Consider the following 20,671-nt stretch of genomic DNA (forward strand, 5'->3'; position numbering starts at 1 on the left):
CTTCCAAATTTAAAAACTATATTTTTAAATGTTCTTGTTTTTGGGGAAGATTACATTGGAACAGCTTACAAATTCACAGGACAGGTATTGATTTTTCTTCCTCAAGAATTTCACAAGCAAGAATAGGTTATAAGCAAGAATCAGGATCTATTGGATAGTGTTAATCAATAAATATAATCCTTCCAATTTTAAACTCACTGAAGATATTTCCAATCCGTTACAAAACCTTTAACAATCTTGAAGTGCCTTGTTCATTTTTTAAAATTTTCTTTCATAAGAATATTTTAACTTATTAATTCCGTAGTTTTTTTTGTAATGACACTTTGACCGTGCTTTGCAAAATCAAGCGGAGCACTTGGAGATAGTTATCCAATTAGCCTTATCTATAAAGCTATACAATTACGGCTACTCATAAATATTCCGCCGGCACATTTATGATGAAAATGGTATTTATTAGTATTGATAAATGATTGTCAAAAACTAAATTTGTACAACAAATACATAACTTGAAATATATAATATGACTGAAAAAGAAAAAATGCTTTCGGGCAGTCTATATAATGCCAACGACCCAGAACTTGTAAAGGAGAGGATGAGGAGCAAAGATTTATGTTTCCAATACAATCAAATAATTCCCTCTGAGATTAAAAAACGAAAAGGGCTTCTTAAAACGTTGTTGGGAAAAACTCAAAAAAATTTTTTGATAGAACAGCCTTTCTACTGTGATTATGGCTATAATATTGAGATTGGTGAAGATTTTTATGCCAATCATAATGTAATAATCCTTGACTGTGCAAAAGTGACTTTTGGGGATCATGTTTTCATAGCTCCAAATTGTGGTTTCTACACCGTTAATCACCCCTTCGACGTAGAAGAACGGATCAATGGCCTAGAATATGCCTTGCCCATCAAAGTTGGAAATAATGTATGGATAGGTGCTGGTTGCAGCATATTGCCAGGCGTCACCATTGGAGATAATAGTATAATAGGTGCTGGCAGTATTGTTACAAAAAATATCCCAGACAATGTTTTGGCAGTAGGAAATCCGTGTCGCATTATCCGTGAATTGGTACCTTAGAAAAGATAAAGACAATAAAGAACGCTTCTCTTGTTTGTTACCACAGCAGATTTATTTTTTCTAAGAAAATGAAAAGATTGTCTGTTTCGCGCCTTGCCAATCTGGGGTAAAGCTCTAATTTTGTGGTATCTGCGGAGACTACTCCAAAAGATCAACGCTAATATAACCATGAAACACTACGCTGCAGCCATTTTAGGTTTTGTCATTTGGGGAACATTTCCATTGGTCCTTAAGCCCTTAAACGGTTTTCCCTCCATCGATATCTTACTGCATCGTGTAATGTATGCGGCGGTCTGCATTTCGGTAGCCTGCTTGCTTTTTCGGAAGAAGGAAAGTTTGGCTGGCATTAAGCTCCTCAAATCTCTTCCCAAAAAAGATAAAAGACAAATTATCTTAAATGTAATCCTAAGTGCCTGCATGCTAACACTTAACTGGTTTTCATTCATCTACGTAATGAATGCGGTAAGTGTAAATGCAACTTCTTTGGCTTATCTAATCTGCCCGGTTCTTACTATGTTTTTGGCGACAATTTTCCTCAGAGAAAAACTGAACAAAGGGCAATGGTTTGCGGTAATCCTCAGTATAGTAAGTTGTATTGTTCTGGCATATGGGCATTTTATTGATATGTTCTACAGCATGTTGATAGCCCTTACATACGCCGTATATCTTATTTTGCAAAAAAAGAATTACCACCTAGACAAATTCTTTACCCTTACGATCCATATTGTTGTGGCGGCTCTGTTTCTTTTACCAACATTCCTTTTTATAGACCACTCAGTTCCCAAGACGGCATCATTTAGTGGGTATGTCTTAGCTATTGCGATACTTTACACCATTGTACCACTCTTTTTAAATATGTATGCATTAAAAAAACTAGATTCATCTATTGTGGGAACCCTATTGTACCTCAATCCCATGATCAGTTTTTTACTGGCCATTTTTTATTATCAAGAGAAAATTAATTCTGCGCAGATTATTGGTTTTAGTCTTGTCTTCTTGGCGGTCATCATTTTTAACGTGGCTTACCTACGTGGCAGAAGGTTGAAAAAATTAGTATAGAACTATGTCGATTGTGTTGTTTTTAAACGATTTTTAGCTAACACCCAAGGTTAGATTCTATTTTGTATCTTTGAATTTCTGTGAAAACACCTCAACATAATTTGGAAAATCTTGGTGATAAGATATGTATTGTTGGACCTAGTGCTTCAGGAAAATCAACGTTAGCTTATAACCTGTGTAAAAACTAAAACTAGAGGTTTGTTATCTGGATCAGATGGCATATTTACATATATCAAACGAAAAAAAGAAAGCAAAAGCCATAACGAGGATGCTGGAAAAATATTAATGTCAACTATAATTAATTGATGGTTCTATTAATTCAAGCATGTCAATATCATGTTGTTGGCTATTATCAAACAAATTATTATTAAAAAATGACAAAAGGATTCGAAATCATTGGCATCACTGTGCGAACAACCAATAAGAATAATCAGGCTAAAGAAGATTTGGAAAAGCTTTGGGGCCAGTTTTTTAGTGAAAATTTGATGGCAAAAATCCCCAACAAAGCATCTAATCAAATATTTGCTGTGTATACAGATTACAAAAGTAATTTTACCGAGGATTATACCACTATTATTGGCATGCCTGTAACAACACTTGAGAACATACCGGCTGGTTTTATAGGAAGAGCTTTTCCTCCCGAAAATTTTCAAAAATATATAGCGAAAGGCAGGATGCCAGAAGCGGTTGTCAATACTTGGACAGAAATTTGGCAAAATGACAAGACGCTGAAAAGGAAATACACTTATGATCTCGAAGTTTACGGAGATCAATCTCAGCAAGGGGAAAACTCCGAGGTTGATATATATATTACTGTACAATAGATGATCAAATTTGAATAGCTTTCATTAAAATAGGTAAAGATTATATTTGAGAAAACAAACGAAGATAAACTACTTACTGATACTTGTTGTACTACTGAATGATATGTTGGGCTAATCATATATTTACCAGCATCGTCTTTTAGAAATGTATTTTGATGCGGATGAGTTGTCTAACCATTTTAAAGATACTCTTCTCATTTTTCCCTAAAACTACTAATAACTGACTGAAAATTACGCATGGCATAGCATTTCCATCTCAGGATTGCGGAGTTGTAAGGTTGTTTTTGTTTGATTATTAATGTGTTATGTCTGGTGTGGTTTATTTGAAAGGCGGACAATTAAGATATTGTAAATGACCATATGTTGGGCATTAAATATACTTAATTATACTACTGCTTTGAAATGTAGGCAGTTGTAATTTCTGTTAAAAATAAATTAATATAGTATTTAAGTTTTCTTTAAGAAATGTTAAAACGATATTAAAATGCTAAAAATAATGTCGCTTTACTTTTGCGCAAACAAAATAAAAGTATGCGTAAAGAGACTCAAAAATTACTTCTTTTATCTTTATTGGGACTGGTGAGCGTTAATGTAGTCGCTCAGCAACGTGCAAAAAAGGATACTGTTAAAAATATTGATGAGGTTGTTGTAACTGCTCTTGGTATCAAGAGGCAGGACAAATCATTAGGTTATGTTGCAGAAAAAGTTAATTCTGGTGTTTTTGAAGATATTCAGAATAATAACTGGGCTCAGGGGATGGAAGGCCGCGTGGCCGGACTCAAAATTCAGACCGCCGGTGCTGGACCGCTGGGCTCATCCAGAATTACATTAAGAGGAGAGAAATCTTTCAATATGGACGGTAATTATGCACTCATTGTGGTGGATGGTGTACCATTAAGCAATTCTACAACTGGTACCGGGACTGCTGCATATGGTGCAGGAACAGGTGGTGACCTGCCCATTGACTTGGGTAATGGTCTTAACAGTATCAACCCAGATGATATAGAATCTGTAACTGTTTTGAAAGGTGCTTCTGCAGCAGCTTTATATGGTTCCAGAGCTGCTAATGGTGCATTGATGATTACCACCAAGTCTGGAAAGACCAAAAATTCTAAAATGCGTGTTTCCTTCAATTCGTCTCTTGGTTTTGATTCGGTGCTTAAATGGCCAGATTATCAATATGAGTACGGGCAGGGAACAATGGCTAAGGATAAAAATGGTAAGTTCTATTACTCTTACGGGGCTTCCCCAGATGGTGTAAGTACCGGGGGAACAAGTAGTGCTTTTGGACCAAAATTTAATGGTCAATATTATTTCCAGTACGATCCAACAACAGGCGGGCAGAGTGCTGAGAGAAAACTTTGGCGGCCTTATAAAGATAATGTTAAAGGTTTTTGGGAAACGGGTATGACTTCGTCTAACAATGTTTCTTTTGAAAATAGTTCCGAGAGAACCAATTTTCGTGCTTCTTTTACTTACCTTGATAACAAGTGGATGATGCCTAACACTGGTTTTAATCGGTTTAATGGTGCTTTTTCAATTGATCACAAAGTGACCAACAAGTTCAAAATCTCGACTAAGTTCAATTACGCGAATACTAAGAGTGATAACCTGCCTGCTACAGGATACAACAACCAGTCGATCTCTTATTTCATGATTTTCCAAAATCCGAATGTTGATCTTAATTGGTACAAACCAACCTGGAAACCCGGCCAGGAAGGTATAGATCAAATACATCCATTCAGTTCTTATATCGATAATCCTTATGTGATTGCCTATGAAATGCTAAATGGTGTTGACAAAAAATTGGTGACCGGTAATGTAACTGGAACTTATGATTTCAATAAAAACTTCAGTTTGATGATGAGGTCTGGGCTGGAGCTGTTGGATGAGAAAAGAACATCTAGAAGGCCTTACAGTTCTGCCAACTATTTGAGAGGTTTTTACAGGGAGCAGTATATTACAAATAATGAGTTTAATAATGATTTGTTATTAACATTCAAAAAGGATTTTAACAAGTTCAATATTTCTGCGAATGCGGGAGGAAGTATCAGGTATAACAAATACATTATGCACGATTACCGGGCAGAAGGGCTAAAGGTAGTTGGTGATTACAGCTTGACCAATGCTATCTCACTCATTACAAAATTCCCAAAACCTTACGACCAACAAACCAACTCTGTTTACGGTCTCTTAAGCGCCAATTACGATAACAAAATATTTGTTGATGTCACCGGGAGAAATGACTGGAGCAGCACTTTGCCAGTAGAATACAGATCGTTCTTTTACCCATCTGTAAGTACCAGCTTTATATTGTCTGATCTTTTTGGATTGAGTTCTTCTAATTTCAATTATTGGAAACTTAGGGGCTCTTGGGCAAAAGTAGGCGTTGCAGGCTTGCCTTACCAATTGGAAAAATACTACACACCAAGTGATTTCTTGGGATCCGCTATCACGCCGGGCACTTATCCCAATCCGTTGCTAAAACCAGAAGATAATACCAATGTAGAAGCCGGTATGGATTTTTCTTTACTCAAAAACAGGTTGTCCTACAACTTTACATTGTATCAAAACGACACAGATAACCAAATCATCACTATACCTACTTTGCTGGAGTCTGGCTATTCGTACAGAATCATCAATTCGGGCAAAGTAAGAAACAGAGGGGTAGAGATGACAATGAACGCCATACCTTTTAAAAACAAAAATTTTAGCTGGAATATCTCTGCCAACTGGTCACTTAACAGAAATGAGATCAAGTCTTTGCCTGAAGAATTTTCCGGTGAGAGCTATTACACCATTTCCAATGTTGCTGGCGTACTGTATTACAATGCTACTGTAGGAGGCTCTCTAGGCGATATCTATGGATTCAAACTGGTGAGAAATGCCAGTGGAGATGTAGTTTATGACGCAAAAACAGGTTTACCTTCAAGACCACAACGTATAGAAAAAGTGGGCAATGCCTTTCCAAAATGGCGTGCAGGTCTACAGAATGACTTCAAAATCAAGAATTTTACCATTAGTTTCTCTTTTGATGGTCAGTATGGAGGGATGGCCTATTCTCAAACGCATCACAAGATGTCGGAACAGGGCAAACTCAAACATACATTGTTGGGAAGAGATAATCCAAGTGGCAACATGATTGGCCAGGGTGTAGTTCTTAACACAGACGGATCTTACAGTCCTAACAGTACACCAGTTAAGGTATCATCATATTATGATGAATATTATAGAAGAGCCAATGTAGAAGTCAACACGTTTGATACTTCTTTTGTAAAACTGAGAGATGTGAGAATTGCCTATTCTTTTTCAAAAGACCTAATCGCACCACTTAAACTTACAGAACTTACTCTGGCAATTTTTGGTAAAAACCTATGGATGTGGACCAAGTTCCCAATGTTTGATCCTGAAGTGGCAGCTCTCAATGATTCTACCATTACACCGGGCGCAGAGATCGGTCAGTTACCAAGCGCCAGAACTGTTGGTTTCCAAGTTAATTTAAAATTCTAAGATCTAAAACTCATGAAAAAAATATTTTTATCAAGCCTTATTATCATTTCAGTGGCCTGTCTTAATTCTTGCGACAGAAGCTTCGAGGAAATTAATACAGATACCAGCAGAATAAAGACACCTTCCGTAGGCAGTTTCTTGGTTCCGGTACAGTTTGAGATGGGATCTTATGGCTACAACCGAGCTAATGATTTTACCTTTGATATAATGCAGGTAGCACTATCATTCCCTGATGAAGGTAATTCTACAAGCCGCTATTACCTGACTGAAAGTACAGGAAACGGTTTTTGGAATATGAGTTACCGATGGATGAAGCAGATTAAAGAGATGAATGAAGCAGCCAAAAAAGAAGGTAACAACAATTATTTGGCAATCTCCAAGGTGCTTAATGCTTGGATAATGGCAAACCTTACCGATGCTTTTGGCGATGTTCCAATGACAGAGGCATTGCGTTTGGAAGATAATATTCTACGTCCAAAATATGACAAACAGAAAGACATCTACACCTTTCTTCTTAATGATCTTAAAGAGGCCAACAGTTTGTTTGATACCACTAAAAGGTTAAGTGAGGGAGACTTGTTTTTCCAGGCCAACTCCAGCGCAGATGGTATGCTAAAGTGGAAAAAATTCTGTAATTCTTTATCACTAAGGTTATTGACGCGTATTATAAAAAGAAACGGAGAGATTGATGTCTATAATAGGATTAATGAAATCGTAAAAAACCCAACGGTGTATCCGTTGTTTCAAAGTAATGCAGATGGTGCCACGCTGGATATTTCTGGAGTTGCGCCTTTAACACCACCTCTTGCAAGACCACAGGATTTTACCGCTTACCGAGCGTCGGGTGGATTTTTCACGCAAACTCTTGTAGATAATAATGACCCGCGTTTACCTCTTTTCTTTACAACTGCAAAAAGGCTAAGCGACAATGCCGATATCGGTTACAAAGGAGCACCGTCTGGCTATGCGTTGGGTTCTGTTTTTGATTATCAACCCTCAAACCTAAATCAGAATTTGGCAAAAGCACCTCTCAAAGTTCTTATTATGCCTTATACCGAGCTGCAGTTTATTTTGGCTGAATTGGCTTTTCGTGGTGTTATTACCGGAAATGCTCAAACCTACTATGAGAATGGGGTAAAGGCTGCCATAGAACAATGGGGAGCAGCCATGCCTGCTAATTATTTTACCAATCCTAAAGTGGCTTATAATGGTACCTTGGAACGCATTATGCTTCAGAAATATGTGGGATTATTTTTTGTAGATCATCAGCAATGGTACGAGCAAAGAAGAACAGGCTTCCCAGTATTACCAAATAATGGCGGATTACTGAACGATGGAAAAATGCCACAAAGAATGCCTTATCCTATGGCTACCAAAGTACAGAATTATGATAATTACGCTGCAGCGGCGCAAGCGATGGGAGGTGATAATATCAACACGAAAATGTGGTGGAATCAATAATTTTATACAAAAAATCTTATTTATTATGATTAGTAAGCTTTTATTATCATCAGTATTGATTTCTACAATGGCTTTTTCGCAGACTTCGGTCTCTGGATATGTCTTTGAAGATCTTAATAAAAATAATATCAGGGAAAATCGCGAAAAGGGGATTGCTGGCGTGTCTGTTTCCAATGGTGCACAAGTGGTTTTGACCGACAAAAGTGGACGATACAGCCTTCCTATAACGGATGGTCAAACAATTTTTGTAATCAAACCTTCGGGTTACGGCGTACCGGTTAACCAAAATAACCTGCCACAATATTATTATCAATATAAGCCAAGCGGTTCGCCGGCAGATTTCAAATACAAAGGTACTGCGCCAACGGGACCACTGCCAAAGGAGGTTAATTTTGGACTGTATTTGCAGAAAGAAGATAAAAACTTTGACATTTTAGTCTTCGGAGATCCGCAACCACGTACGGCAAAAGAACTTGATTATTTTAAAAGAGCCATCGTTCATGAGGCAAAATCAAATAAGAAAAATACCGTGTTGGGGATTTCATTAGGTGATTTGGTTTGGGACGACCTTAGTTTGCAGAAGCCTTATGCCGATGTGATTAAAGAGATGGGATTGCCTTGGTACAATGTGATGGGCAACCACGATATGAATTATGACGCCAAAGAAGATGCTCTGTCAGATGAGACATTTGAGTCCAATTTTGGTCCGGCCAATTACGCTTTCAATTACGGCAATGTTCATTTTATGGTTTTGGACGATATCTTGTATCCGGATCCAAGGGATTCAAAAGGCTATTGGGGCGGTTTCCGCGAGGATCAGATTCAGTTCATTCAAAATGATTTGAAACTGGTGGATAAGAACAAGTTAATAGTTATTGCTTTCCATATTCCGCTGGAACATCATAACGAAGATAATTTCAGGAATGCCGACCGTCAAAAATTGTTTGATGCATTGTCTCCATTTCCTAATGCCTTGTTGTTATCCGCACATACCCACATCCAGCAGCAGCTTTTTTACGGAAAAGCCCAAGGCTGGAACGGAGCGAAAGACCTCCACGAATATAATGTGGGAACAACCTGCGGCGATTGGTGGTCTGGCACGGCAGATGAAACCGGCTTGCCAACTTCTACCATGAGGGATGGTACGGCAAAAGGCTACTCTTTCATTAGTTTTAATGATAACCAATACAAAGTTAAATACAAAACAGCCGGCAAGCCCGAGGATTATCAGATTGGTTTATATGTGCCAAAAGTGATTCCTTTCCAGTCAAAAACTTCTGCCAAAGTACTTGCCAATTTCTTCATGGGAAGCAAAAAAGACAAAGTGCAGTACAGGATAGATGGTGGCAAATGGCAGGATATGGATTATACCGAAACCATAGATCCTAGCTTTGCACAATCTGTTTATAAATGGGATATGACCGATCAACTATTCCCGGGAAGGAGACCTTCTAACCCCGAAGATGCCAAGCATATCTGGGTTGGCGGTTTTGGAAATAAGCTGACACTGGGCCAACATAAAGTTGAGGTAAAAGCCGAGGATATGTATGGTAATCAGTTTTCTGCGTCACAGGAATTTGATGTTCAGGACAATATTATTATTCCGTAATTTCATCTTTTAAGTTTTATATTTTACAGGCCAGCTTTTAGAAGCTGGTTTTTTTGTATTAAAGAATGAATGCTAAAATTTTATTAATTATGAGGTAATATTCTGTTTTTAAACCCGTGTTGGGTAATTTTGTATTTTAACAATTAGATAAAGTTATGGATTTAAAAGGTAAAAATGCCGTTATCACCGGTGGAGGCAAAGGATTAGGAAAGGCAGTCGCGTTGGCACTGGCCAATGAAGGCGCAAACATCGGGATCACCGGAAGAAATGAAAACTATCTTAAAATAACCGTTAATGAACTGAAAGCGATTGGAATCAATGCCTCTTATGCCGTTTTCAGCGTAGATAATGAGCTGGAAGTAAAAGCCGGCATCGAATCTCTGGCCAAAGAGTTGGGCGGGATTGATATTCTAATCAATAATGCCGGTATCGGTGACTTCGGAAGTATAGAAGAAATGCCGTCTGAGACTTGGGAGCAGGTGATTAAGACCAATTTATTCGGGGTTTATTTTACTTCAAAGGCAGTGTATCCTTACCTTAAAGAGAAAGGGCAGGGCGATATCGTGAATGTAGCTTCTACAGCAGGCCTAAAAGGCGGACCCAATATGTCGGCATATTCAGCTTCCAAGGCGGCCGTTGTTTCGCTTTCGCAATCTATGATGGCAGAGTGGCGCAAGCAGAATATCCGTGTGATTTCGTTAACGCCAAGTACCATTGCATCGGACATGAGTATTAATGGTGGTTTAACAGACGGTAATCCGGAGAAAGTCCTGCAGCCGGAAGATTTTGCAGAATGGGTTCGTGATATCTTGAAAATGAACCGCAGGGCTATGATTGCCAACGCTTCTATATTTTCTACAAACCCGTAGGATAATAAATAGCAGGTTTTTTAAAAAATCAGTTATTTTTACCGCAACTTTATATTGTTGTATTTAATGGAATCTATCAGTGTTTTTGATATTATAAAGATTGGCATTGGCCCGTCATCTTCCCATACCATGGGGCCTTGGAATGCTGCGCAGATGTTTCTGGACCTTGTGAGAAGGCAACGTTCGCTTTTGGAAGTTAAGGAAGTGTTTGTGGAGTTTTTTGGTTCGCTGGCAAAAACTGGCGTAGGGCATGGTACTGATATTGCGGGGATGCTGGGGCTGAGTGGTGAAAATTACCGTACCATTAATACCAATAAGATTGATGAAAAAGTTGATAAAATTAAGCAAGAACAAAAAATCCACCTTGGTGCTGAGGTTTGGCTGCCGTTTATCTATGGCTATCATTTGATCCTTAACAAAGAAAAATCACTGGATTTTCATCCTAATGGGATGATTTTTAAAGTAATTTTCAAAGATGGTGAGGAGCTGAGTCAGGATTATTATTCTGTAGGTGGTGGTTTTGTGGCTACCAAAGAAGACAACTCTATGGAAGACCGTTGCGTGAGAACATTATTCCCTTGTCATCGCGGTAGTGACATCCTGAAATATTGCGAAAAATTAAACCTGAATAAAATATCAGACCTTGTTTTCCTGAATGAAGAATCATGGAGAAGCCCTGAAGAAACCCGCCAAAAAGCATTGGAAATATGGGATAATATCAAGGATTGCGTTTACAAAAGCATCAATAAAAAGGGTATCCTACCCGGTGGATTGAATGTTACCCGACGCGCCTCGGAAATGAATGAAAAACTTCTTGGCACTCAAGTTTACAAAAACAAAAACGAGTGGTTTGATATGGTGAAGAATCAGGAGAAAAGCTTTAATTCGGTTACCAAATGGGTGTCTTGTTTTGCCCTTGCCGTTAACGAAGAAAATGCATCATTCGGAAGGATTATCACAGCGCCTACCAACGGGGCAAGCGGTGTGATCCCGGCAGTTCTGATGTATGCGCAAACCTTTACAGAGTATAATTCGGAAGAAGATATCATTCGTTTTCTATTGGTAGCCGGTGAGATTGGGACCATTTTCAAAAAAAACGCCACCATATCAGCCGCTATGGGTGGTTGCCAGGCAGAAGTTGGGGTTTCCTCTGCAATGGCGGCGGCAGCGCTTACAGAAATTTCTGGAGGCACGCCGGCTCAGGTTCTTATGGCGGCAGAAATTGCCATGGAGCATCACCTGGGACTCACCTGTGATCCGATTGGTGGTTTGGTACAGATCCCGTGCATTGAACGGAATTCTATGGGTGCCATGAAGGCCATTACTGCATCGTCATTGGCCTTGGATGGTGATCCTTCCAAGGCTAAAGTGTCACTGGACAGTGTTATCAGATCTATGTGGGAAACGGCCCAGGACATGAATTCCAAGTATAAAGAAACATCGGAAGGTGGTTTGGCCGTGGCGGTAAATGTTGCGGAATGTTAATGCTAATTTTTTCAAAAATTTACGGTTTACCATAATTGTTGTTAAGATTTTTAAAATATATTTGCCGAAAATTAATTTTAAAATCTAAACTATGAAAAAAATCTTTACTGTTGCTTGTGCACTTAGCGTTGTTCTTTCAACTACTTCATGTGCTACAATCTTTACAGGATCAAAAGATTCAATTACATTCAACTCACAGCCGGAAGGTGCCAAAGTGGTTTTCCAAAATGTTGAGAAATGTGTAACCCCTTGTACAACAGAATTCTCAAGAACACTGGGAAAGCGTACTGTTGAAATCAAAAAGGAGGGGTTTGAAACAAAAGAACTGAAACTTGAGAAAAACTTCAATGCAGTAACCTTGGTTAACCTTTTGTTTGGTGGTGTTATCGGTTTTGGTATCGATTTGGCTACCGGGTCTTTTCTGAAATATGATCCCAAAACTTATATGGTTGAATTAAAGGAAAATTAATCTTTTTAATTTAATCATCCATAATATAAACCTCTTCATCGGAAGAGGTTTTTGTTTTTCTAATACTTCTTAATGGGTATTAATTTTTATTAATAACAAATCCTTAAAAAACGACGGTTAATATTATCAAAAATAAAATTCGTATCTTTGCAGCAAATTAGACGATCTTTTAAATGAATTTATTTACGGAATCCAATCTTAGCGCTGAAGTTCTTCAGGCGATTGGCGACCTCGGCTTCGTAGAGCCGACAGAAATCCAAAAACAGACTATTCCTTTTATCTCTACAGATACTCGCGATCTTATCGCACTTGCGGCAACAGGAACAGGCAAAACAGCAGCATTTTCGCTTCCGATTTTGGATATGATAGACGACAACAGTCGTAAAATCCAATTATTGGTGCTTTGCCCTACTCGTGAACTTTGCCTTCAGATTACCAAAGACATCAAAAACTATACGAAATACCTTAAAAACATCAAGACTACCGCAGTCTATGGTGGTAGTAGCATTATGGATCAGATCCGTTCGCTAAGGGAAAAACCACAGATTATTGTGGGTACTCCTGGGCGTGTGATTGATATGATCGGAAGAAAAGCTTTAGACTTTTCCGAAGTGCAATGGGTAGTTCTGGATGAGGCTGATGAGATGTTATCTATGGGTTTCAAAGATGATTTGGAAACAATCCTTAGCGAAACACCGGATACAAAACAGACTTTCCTTTTCTCTGCAACGATGAATAAGGAAGTAGAACGTATTTCTAAAAACTATTTGACTAATCCTCACAGAATTTCTGTAGGATCCATCAACGCAGTTAAGAAAAACATTAAACACGAATTTTATGTAGTTGGTTATAGGCAGAAAAAAGAAGCTTTGAAGCGATTAATTGATGCCAATCCTAATCAATACTCCATCATCTTTTGTAGAACAAGGATGGAAACGCAGGAGGTTGCAGACTTTCTGATGCAGAATGGTTATGCGGCTGATGCGCTTCATGGTGATCTTTCCCAAGCACAGAGAGATACTGTGATGAAGAAATTTAGACTAAAAAATATTGATATTTTGGTTGCAACAGACGTTGCGGCGAGAGGTTTGGATGTTGATTCTTTAACGCACGTTATCCATTTCTCATTGCCAGATGACCCTGAAGTTTTTGTTCACAGAAGTGGCAGAACTGGCCGTGCAGGTAAAGACGGGATTTCTATGGCATTGATTAAACCAGAAGAATCCAGAAAGCTGAAACAAATAAAAGCTGAAACCAAAATTGATATAGAGGAGAAAAAAATCCCGACTGGTGATGAGATTATCAAAGCTCAGGTAGGTGGTGTTTTCGAAAAACTATTGACAGAGCACGAGAATCTGTTCGATTTTGATGATTCATTAATTCCGGATCTTTCCCAGTTTTCAAAAGAAGAACTTGTACACAAATTGTTACAGTTCCAATTGAGAGATCTAGCCAACTATTATCAGGACAGGAATGATCTGCAAAAGCAGGAGTTCAACAAAGATGACAGAGGCAGCAGAAGGGAGCGCGGCAGAGAACGCGAAAGAAATGGCGAGAGAAGGGAAAGAAGAGACAGCAAGCCACGCAGAAGAAATGAAGATATGGTGCGTTTCTTTTTCAACCTCGGGAAAAGGGATCAATTGAAGAAAATGGACATGCTGGAAATCATCAACAAAGCGACGTCCAAATCGAAAAAAAGAGCAGATATCGGTGATATCGAGATCCTAGATAAATTTAGTTTTTTCGAGATCGAGAAGTCTTTTAAGAATGAAGTTATCAGCGGACTAAGTAACATGAAGTTTCGGGGAAAAGAAATGAGAGCCGAAGTTGCCAATTAAGCTAGAGAACTTATTTTTTAAGTTGAAATTATATTGTAAAAACCTGTTAATCAACAGGTTTTTCTCGTTTTTATTCTTAATGAAAAATTAATATTAAAGTTTCTGAGAGACTTCGTTTTTTATCATATTTGCACAAATTAACTAAAAAAATGGGGATAGGTAATATTTTCAGGGCTTTTCAGCCAAAGGACAAAATCTTCTTTGACTTGTTTCTTCAGGTCGCAGATACACTGGTACAGATGTCCAAAAACTTCCACGAGGGATTGCTGGATTTTGATATTAATGATGAGACGCTTCTTAATCAGATGAGTGATTTTGAGCATAAGATGGATGATATTACGCATGAGATTTTTGTACAGTTGGGAGAGAATTTTATTACCCCGTTTGACAGGGAAGATATCAACCATTTGGCTTCTGGCTTGGATGATATTGCAGATTATATCTATGCTTCGGCAAAATATATCTATTTGTACAAGAGTCCTGAGAACAAAGTATACTCAGAGTTTTCTCTTTTGATTTACAAGTCTTGCCTTGAGGTGAAAAAGGCATTAGAAAACCTGAAAGATTTCAAAAACCCGGCAGAAGTAAAAGAGTCTTGCATCAAGATTAATTCTTATGAGAATATTGCAGACGATGTCCTTAGCCAGGCTATCGTAAAGCTTTTTGAAACCAATGATGCCATTCTTATCATTAAGCAAAAATCTATTCTAGAATATCTGGAAGTAGTAACGGACAAAGCAGAAGATGTAGCCAATACAATGGAAAGCATCGTGATCAAATACGCATAAGCGGTAACTTAAAATTTTACGAATGGATTTTCCTATTCTACTTATAATTATTGTTGCGCTTGCCCTGGTTTTTGACTATATCAATGGTTTTCATGATGCGGCAAACTCAATAGCAACCATTGTTTCTACCAAAGTTTTGACGCCTTTTCAGGCTGTACTTTGGGCAGCACTTTGGAATTTCGCAGCGTTTTTTCTCGCTGCTTACGTTTTACCGGGCGGTTTCAAAATTGGTAACACCATTGCAAAAACCGTAAGCGAAAATTATATTACGCTGGAGGTAATTTTCTCAGGCCTTTTGGCGGCCATCCTCTGGAATCTTTTAACCTGGTGGTTTGGTATCCCGTCATCATCATCCCATACATTGATTGGTGGTTTTATCGGAGCCGCATTGATGCACGCTTTGTTGATCGATTATCACCAGATTTCTTTGGCTCAGCCGGCATTATCATTTTTTGATAAAGTATCCTTGGCCTTCAGTCAGTTGTTTCATCAGGATGTGGTCAAGTTTAAGGTGGTTATACCTATTTTCTTATTCATCTTCCTAGCACCATTGATTGGGATGGTTATTTCCATCATCATTACATTGTTGATTATTCAGGCTTATAAAAAGAGCAACCCACACAAGGCAGAAAGACAGTTTAAAAAATTGCAGCTGGTATCTTCCGCATTATTTAGTTTGGGGCATGGTCTTAACGATGCTCAAAAAGTAATGGGGATCATTGGAGCAGCGGTAATTTTCTACCATGTTAATATGATTAATGATCCACTTTATGTGAACCTGCCCTCCGGAGACCGTTTCAACTTCTTTACAGAGCATTACCTTTGGGTGCCATTGGTTTCCTTTATTGCCATTGCATTAGGAACCATGAGTGGTGGTTGGAAGATTATTAAAACCATGGGAACAAGGATTACCAAGGTAACTCCTCTAGAAGGTGTGAGTGCTGAGACTGCCGGAGCTTTGACATTGTTTATCACAGATCATTTTGGAATCCCGGTTTCTACAACGCATACCGTTACAGGTTCCATCATTGGGGTAGGCCTTACCAAAAGGATCTCCGCAGTGCGATGGGGCGTTACCGTAAGCCTTTTGTGGGCTTGGGTACTTACCATTCCTGTATCTGCGCTGGTTGCCGGTGCTACCTATTTTTTGGTATCGCTGATTAAGTAAGATAAGCATTTACAATAACAAATTATTATAGAAACTTTGCCACATTTGGCAGAGTTTTTATTTTTTACAAATGTTCAAAATCGTATTTTTGCACTAAACAAATTTTTTAAATGGAATTTCTAGACCAGTACCAGAAAATAGTAGCGGAGGCTATAGAAACATATACTTTCAAAAATAAACCGGATGAGCTTTACAGCCCGATGAATTATATTATTTCACACGGCGGCAAAAGACTTCGTCCTATTATGGTTCTTATGGCTTGCGACTTGTTCAAAGGCGATCTGGAAAAAGCTATGAAACCCGCTTTGGCCATCGAGTTTTTCCATAATTTTACATTGATTCATGATGATATTATGGACGAGGCTCCTCTTAGAAGGAACAAGCCTACAATCCACACTTTGCACGGGATTAATGTTGGGATTCTTTCCGGAGACGCTCTTTTGATCAAGGCTTATCAGTTTTTCGAAGATCTGGAACCGGAATTGTTCAAAAAATGTATCAAGATATTTTCTGAAACCGGAGCTGTCCTTTGCGAAGGCCAACAGTTGGATATTAATTTTGAAAATATGTCCAATGTGACTTATGATGATTATATCAAAATGATTACTTATAAAACAGGTGTCCTTAGTGCATCGTCTTTCCAAATTGGTGCTTTGATAGCTGGTGCATCGGAACAGGATGCAGAGGCTATGTACAATTTTGGCAAGCATATTGGGATTGCCTTCCAGATTATGGATGATTATCTGGACGTTTTCGGTAATCAGGAGCAGTTTGGGAAAAAACATGCCGGTGATATCTACGAGAACAAAAAAACCATCCTTTATCTTTTGGCTTTGGAACACGCCAACGAAGAAGAATTGTCCGAACTTAATTATTGGTACTCCAAGAAAACAGATAATGTGGACAAGGTTTACAGCGTAGAAAAGATTTTCCGAAGGACAAAAGTAGATGACAAGGTGCTTCGCCTGATTCAGAAACATAACGAAATAGGGCAGAGCTATCTGGAAAAAATCGATTTGCCGGAGGAGAAAAAGTTGCCTTTCCGCGAACTGGCCAACTATCTTTTGAGAAGAGAATCTTAATACAAGAATGTATCGATTTACCAGTCTTAAAACACAGAAATTGGTCAATTTTTACATCGATAAATTTTACATTTAACATAATGAAATTCCGCACAGAAGTCGATCTTAATGTCAGTGAAAAAAAATTGGGGATAGAAGACGGCGTATTTTCCATAGGATCTTGTTTTGCAACGGAGATGCATGATAAATTCTCAGACGGGCAGATCCAGTCCCTCAACAATCCGTTTGGGACGGTTTTTAATCCATATTCTATTTTTCGAGCGTTGCAGCAGGTTTATGATGCCAAAGAATATCAGGAAAATGATTTGATTTTGGCAAATGAGAATTATATCAGCCTAGATCACCATTCTTCCTTTGACTCTCGCTTTGCCCATATCACGCTGGATAAAATCAATAAAAATATCGAAGAAGCCAACCAATTTTTACAGAACACCAGTTTTGTTATTATCACTTTTGGTACATCTTTTATTTATGAATTTCTACCGCAAAAACGTTTGGTAGCCAATTGTCATAAAATTCCGCAGAAGTTTTTCGAAAAACGTTTCCTGTCCCATCGGGAATTAACCGAATCTATCAGCAAATCGATTGACCTGTTGCAGGATATTTGCAAAGATGGCGTCGAGATTCTGTTTACGGTTTCACCTGTCCGTCACACGAAGGATGGTATGGTAGAAAATCAGTTGAGCAAATCAAAACTGATAACTGCCATACATGATGTGATTTCAGAAAAATCAAACTGCCATTATCTTCCCGTTTATGAGATCCTAATGGATGACCTGCGGGATTACCGTTTTTACAAAGATGATCTTATCCATCCCAATGCTCAGGCGGTGCAGTATATCTGGGAAAAATTTGGAAATGCCTATTTTTCTGATGAGGCCAAGGTTTTCATCAACGAAAATAATAAGATTTTAACGGCACTTAACCATCAGACTGCTGACGATAAAAATCCAAAATATCAGGAATTTTTGGAGAAAATCAATTTGAGAGTTAAGGAACAGCAACAGAAAGTAAAACATAAAATATTTGGTTGAATGTTTTTAGTTGTCGGTTGAAAAAATAAAATCAACTATCAACTATTAACGATCAACTATTAACTAATATGATAGACACGCACACCCACTTATATTCGGATCAATTTGATAATGACCGCGCAGAAGTCATTAAGCGTGCATTGGACAAAGGCGTTGAACAATTCTTTCTTTCGGCCATCGACTCCGAAACGCATGATAAAATGATAGATCTAGAGGCGCAATATCCAGGGCAAGTTTTCGCAATGATGGGGCTTCACCCATGTTCTGTACAACCGGAATCTTGGGAAAAAGAACTACAAATTGTAGAAACCTGGCTTGATAAAAAATCTTTTTGTGCGATTGGCGAAATCGGGATTGATTTGTATTGGGATAAATCGACTTTGGATATTCAGCTAAAAGCCTTTGAGCAGCAAATTGATTGGGCGATAGAAAGGGATTTACCAATTGTCATCCATTCCAGAGAGAGTTTTGCTGAAACTTTTGCCGTGCTGGAAAAGAAAAAAAATCCTAAGCTGCGGGGAATCTTCCATTGCTTTTCCGGAAATCTGGAGCAAGCTCACCATGCCATAAACCTCAATTTTGTCTTAGGGATTGGTGGTGTTGTCACTTTTAAAAATGGGAAAATCGATCAGTTCCTCAATACAATCCCGTTAGATAAGATTGTGCTGGAAACCGATTCGCCCTATTTGGCACCCGTTCCTTTTCGCGGAAAAAGAAACGAAAGTGCCTATTTGGATCTGGTTGCCGGTAAACTGGTGGATATTTACCAGAAAGATTTTGCCGAAATCGATAAAATTACGACAGAAAATGCGCTTAAAGTGTTTTCAAAACTTCCGCAATAATCTTATAGGATTTTTGTTTGGCTTCAAAATCATAAATATTGCCGGATACAATAATCTCGTCCGGGCGATAATCTTTTGCAAATTGACCTAATTTTTCCTTCAAGGTATCTCGGTCGCCTACAAACGTTTTGGCTGCCATTCTGTTAAGATGAAGTGCCACTTCGTCCGATATATTGGCAAGTTCGGTTTCATCAGGAGGTAAAAGCGGTTGTCTCTGATCTGTCAGGATATTAACAAATGCCTGAAAATGAGAGGTGGAGAGATAATGTGCCTCGTCCACCGTATCGGCCGCAATCACATTAATGCAAATCATGACATAAGGTTTATCCAAAACCTCTGATGGCTGAAAATGTTCGCGGTAAATCTCGAGAGCAACATCCAGTTGTGATGGTGCAAAGTGTGCCGCAAAAGCATAAGGCAACCCCAATTTAGCGGCCAAAAAAGCCGAATCTGTAGAGCTTCCCAAGATGTAAAGCGGCACATCAGCGCCTTCTCCCGGTATAGCTCGTACTTTTGCTTCATTATTTTTGGTTGACATATATCTTTGCAGTTCGCGGATGGCATATTCAAAATTATAATGCGGATCCAGTTGGCCTCTTCTCAGGATACTAGCCGTCATAGAATCTGTTCCTGGTGCCCTTCCAAGTCCGAGATCTATCCTGCTTGGGAAAAGTCCATCCAAAGTTCCGAATTGCTCAGCAACAGATAGGGGAGTGTGGTTGGGAAGCATGATTCCGCCAGATCCTACACGTAACGTTTTGGTTTGGGAAGCAATATGCCCGATAAGGACAGAGGTTGCGGCACTGGCCACATTGGGGAAATTGTGATGTTCCGAAAACCAATACCTTTCATAACCAAGAGATTCTGCTAGTTGAGCAGATGTTACAGATTTTTCAAAAGTCTGGTGAATGCTGTCACCCTTAACAATTGTTGCCAGATCAAGGATGGAATATTTGAGAGCCATAATTTTATAATTTGAATTAATACAGAGTCAAAAAATAAACCAACACTTTTAATGTGACAGAATAGCAGCTAATTAAGTTAGATCTAGTTTTTCTAACTGTGTAATTTTATTTTACTTTCTTACTTTGATCAATTATAATCTGAAATTATCTATTATTTTGGGATTAAAATTGAATGTTCAAGAATAGAATATGCGTAGATATTCAAAATGTTCATTTTATTATATTTACTATTATGAAAATTAGTGAAATTTTAAAAATAAACCCACCTCTCAATCAGCCACTTACTATAAACATTTAAAATAAGTCATATAAAAGTTTGTTAAGGCGAAAAAAGCGCTTACTTTTGCACCCGCAAATCAGTTATGATAGGCAGCGCAGGAGACGGTTAAATGAAAGAAGATTAGTAATTGAGAAGTTTGTAAGAGCTTCAAAAAAAATTAATTAGAAAAAGTTTGGCTGTTAAATAAAAAGTACTTACATTTGCAGTCCCAATTCGAGAGAAGGGGAGCGCAGGAGAGGAGATTAAAAACGACTAAAACAATTTTCGGGGTAACGAAAAAAAACTTCAAAAAAGTTTTGGTGGTTTAAGA

General features: G+C 38.4%; 16 protein-coding genes. 15 read left to right on the forward strand and 1 reads right to left on the reverse strand.

Annotated elements, in window-relative coordinates; genetic code table 11:
- Nucleotides 1-520: 520 nt before the first annotated feature.
- From AC00Y6_RS14865 to AC00Y6_RS14935, 15 genes are all read left to right on the forward strand, one after another.
- Complete coding sequence (locus tag AC00Y6_RS14865) at nucleotides 521-1,078, forward strand: sugar O-acetyltransferase (RefSeq protein ID WP_474491398.1); 558 nt, start codon at nucleotides 521-523, stop codon at nucleotides 1,076-1,078.
- 168 nt (nucleotides 1,079-1,246) lie between these two features.
- Complete coding sequence (locus AC00Y6_RS14870; protein ID WP_474491399.1) at nucleotides 1,247-2,137, forward strand: EamA family transporter; 891 nt, start codon at nucleotides 1,247-1,249, stop codon at nucleotides 2,135-2,137.
- 374 nt (nucleotides 2,138-2,511) lie between these two features.
- Entirely contained in the window at nucleotides 2,512-2,961 is a 450-nt protein-coding gene (locus tag AC00Y6_RS14875) for a GyrI-like domain-containing protein (protein WP_474491400.1), read from the forward strand.
- 531 nt (nucleotides 2,962-3,492) lie between these two features.
- Nucleotides 3,493-6,471, forward strand: a complete 2,979-nt coding sequence (locus AC00Y6_RS14880) for a SusC/RagA family TonB-linked outer membrane protein (protein WP_474491401.1) — start codon at nucleotides 3,493-3,495, stop codon at nucleotides 6,469-6,471.
- Between the two features lie 12 nt (nucleotides 6,472-6,483).
- Complete coding sequence (locus AC00Y6_RS14885; protein WP_474491402.1) at nucleotides 6,484-7,932, forward strand: SusD/RagB family nutrient-binding outer membrane lipoprotein; 1,449 nt, start codon at nucleotides 6,484-6,486, stop codon at nucleotides 7,930-7,932.
- Between the two features lie 25 nt (nucleotides 7,933-7,957).
- The gene (locus AC00Y6_RS14890; protein WP_474491403.1) at nucleotides 7,958-9,541 is read left to right on the forward strand and encodes a calcineurin-like phosphoesterase C-terminal domain-containing protein; all 1,584 of its coding nucleotides are present in this window, start codon (nucleotides 7,958-7,960) and stop codon (nucleotides 9,539-9,541) included.
- A gap of 155 nt (nucleotides 9,542-9,696) precedes the next feature.
- Nucleotides 9,697-10,410: a 3-ketoacyl-ACP reductase gene (locus AC00Y6_RS14895; RefSeq protein WP_474491404.1), complete on the forward strand. Its 714-nt coding sequence runs from the start codon at nucleotides 9,697-9,699 to the stop codon at nucleotides 10,408-10,410.
- 66 nt (nucleotides 10,411-10,476) lie between these two features.
- On the forward strand, nucleotides 10,477-11,895 hold the full coding sequence (locus AC00Y6_RS14900) for an L-serine ammonia-lyase (RefSeq protein ID WP_474491405.1): 1,419 nt from the start codon (nucleotides 10,477-10,479) through the stop codon (nucleotides 11,893-11,895).
- 91 nt (nucleotides 11,896-11,986) lie between these two features.
- Nucleotides 11,987-12,364, forward strand: coding sequence for a PEGA domain-containing protein (locus AC00Y6_RS14905; RefSeq protein ID WP_474491406.1), 378 nt, complete (start codon nucleotides 11,987-11,989; stop codon nucleotides 12,362-12,364).
- Between the two features lie 173 nt (nucleotides 12,365-12,537).
- Nucleotides 12,538-14,202 carry a DEAD/DEAH box helicase gene (locus AC00Y6_RS14910; protein WP_474491407.1) on the forward strand — a complete coding sequence of 555 codons (1,665 nt, stop codon included), beginning with the start codon at nucleotides 12,538-12,540 and terminating at the stop codon, nucleotides 14,200-14,202.
- 149 nt (nucleotides 14,203-14,351) lie between these two features.
- Nucleotides 14,352-14,990 carry a DUF47 domain-containing protein gene (locus tag AC00Y6_RS14915; protein ID WP_474491408.1) on the forward strand — a complete coding sequence of 213 codons (639 nt, stop codon included), beginning with the start codon at nucleotides 14,352-14,354 and terminating at the stop codon, nucleotides 14,988-14,990.
- 22 nt (nucleotides 14,991-15,012) lie between these two features.
- On the forward strand, nucleotides 15,013-16,158 hold the full coding sequence (locus AC00Y6_RS14920; RefSeq protein WP_474491409.1) for an inorganic phosphate transporter: 1,146 nt from the start codon (nucleotides 15,013-15,015) through the stop codon (nucleotides 16,156-16,158).
- A gap of 110 nt (nucleotides 16,159-16,268) precedes the next feature.
- Nucleotides 16,269-17,240, forward strand: coding sequence for a polyprenyl synthetase family protein (locus tag AC00Y6_RS14925; protein WP_474491410.1), 972 nt, complete (start codon nucleotides 16,269-16,271; stop codon nucleotides 17,238-17,240).
- A gap of 80 nt (nucleotides 17,241-17,320) precedes the next feature.
- On the forward strand, nucleotides 17,321-18,274 hold the full coding sequence (locus tag AC00Y6_RS14930; RefSeq protein ID WP_474491411.1) for a GSCFA domain-containing protein: 954 nt from the start codon (nucleotides 17,321-17,323) through the stop codon (nucleotides 18,272-18,274).
- Between the two features lie 68 nt (nucleotides 18,275-18,342).
- Nucleotides 18,343-19,116 (forward strand): TatD family hydrolase, encoded by a 774-nt coding sequence (locus AC00Y6_RS14935; RefSeq protein ID WP_474491412.1) that lies wholly within the window; start codon nucleotides 18,343-18,345, stop codon nucleotides 19,114-19,116.
- Here AC00Y6_RS14935 and AC00Y6_RS14940 read toward each other — a convergent pair.
- A complete protein-coding gene (locus AC00Y6_RS14940; protein ID WP_474491413.1) occupies nucleotides 19,088-20,080 on the reverse strand; it encodes an LLM class flavin-dependent oxidoreductase in 993 nt (330 codons plus the stop codon). The two genes, AC00Y6_RS14935 and AC00Y6_RS14940, sit on opposite strands and share 29 nt — an antisense overlap.
- Nucleotides 20,081-20,671 lie beyond the last annotated feature (591 nt).

This window comes from Epilithonimonas sp., from assembly GCF_056329745.1.

Coding starts and splice junctions, on each gene's coding strand:
- AC00Y6_RS14865 (WP_474491398.1), top strand. CDS start 521: ATGACTGAAAAAGAAAAAATGCTTTCGGGCAGTCTATATAATGCCAAC.
- AC00Y6_RS14870 (WP_474491399.1), top strand. CDS start 1,247: ATGAAACACTACGCTGCAGCCATTTTAGGTTTTGTCATTTGGGGAACA.
- AC00Y6_RS14875 (WP_474491400.1), top strand. CDS start 2,512: ATGACAAAAGGATTCGAAATCATTGGCATCACTGTGCGAACAACCAAT.
- AC00Y6_RS14880 (WP_474491401.1), top strand. CDS start 3,493: ATGCGTAAAGAGACTCAAAAATTACTTCTTTTATCTTTATTGGGACTG.
- AC00Y6_RS14885 (WP_474491402.1), top strand. CDS start 6,484: ATGAAAAAAATATTTTTATCAAGCCTTATTATCATTTCAGTGGCCTGT.
- AC00Y6_RS14890 (WP_474491403.1), top strand. CDS start 7,958: ATGATTAGTAAGCTTTTATTATCATCAGTATTGATTTCTACAATGGCT.
- AC00Y6_RS14895 (WP_474491404.1), top strand. CDS start 9,697: ATGGATTTAAAAGGTAAAAATGCCGTTATCACCGGTGGAGGCAAAGGA.
- AC00Y6_RS14900 (WP_474491405.1), top strand. CDS start 10,477: ATGGAATCTATCAGTGTTTTTGATATTATAAAGATTGGCATTGGCCCG.
- AC00Y6_RS14905 (WP_474491406.1), top strand. CDS start 11,987: ATGAAAAAAATCTTTACTGTTGCTTGTGCACTTAGCGTTGTTCTTTCA.
- AC00Y6_RS14910 (WP_474491407.1), top strand. CDS start 12,538: ATGAATTTATTTACGGAATCCAATCTTAGCGCTGAAGTTCTTCAGGCG.
- AC00Y6_RS14915 (WP_474491408.1), top strand. CDS start 14,352: ATGGGGATAGGTAATATTTTCAGGGCTTTTCAGCCAAAGGACAAAATC.
- AC00Y6_RS14920 (WP_474491409.1), top strand. CDS start 15,013: ATGGATTTTCCTATTCTACTTATAATTATTGTTGCGCTTGCCCTGGTT.
- AC00Y6_RS14925 (WP_474491410.1), top strand. CDS start 16,269: ATGGAATTTCTAGACCAGTACCAGAAAATAGTAGCGGAGGCTATAGAA.
- AC00Y6_RS14930 (WP_474491411.1), top strand. CDS start 17,321: ATGAAATTCCGCACAGAAGTCGATCTTAATGTCAGTGAAAAAAAATTG.
- AC00Y6_RS14935 (WP_474491412.1), top strand. CDS start 18,343: ATGATAGACACGCACACCCACTTATATTCGGATCAATTTGATAATGAC.
- AC00Y6_RS14940 (WP_474491413.1), bottom strand. CDS start 20,080: ATGGCTCTCAAATATTCCATCCTTGATCTGGCAACAATTGTTAAGGGT.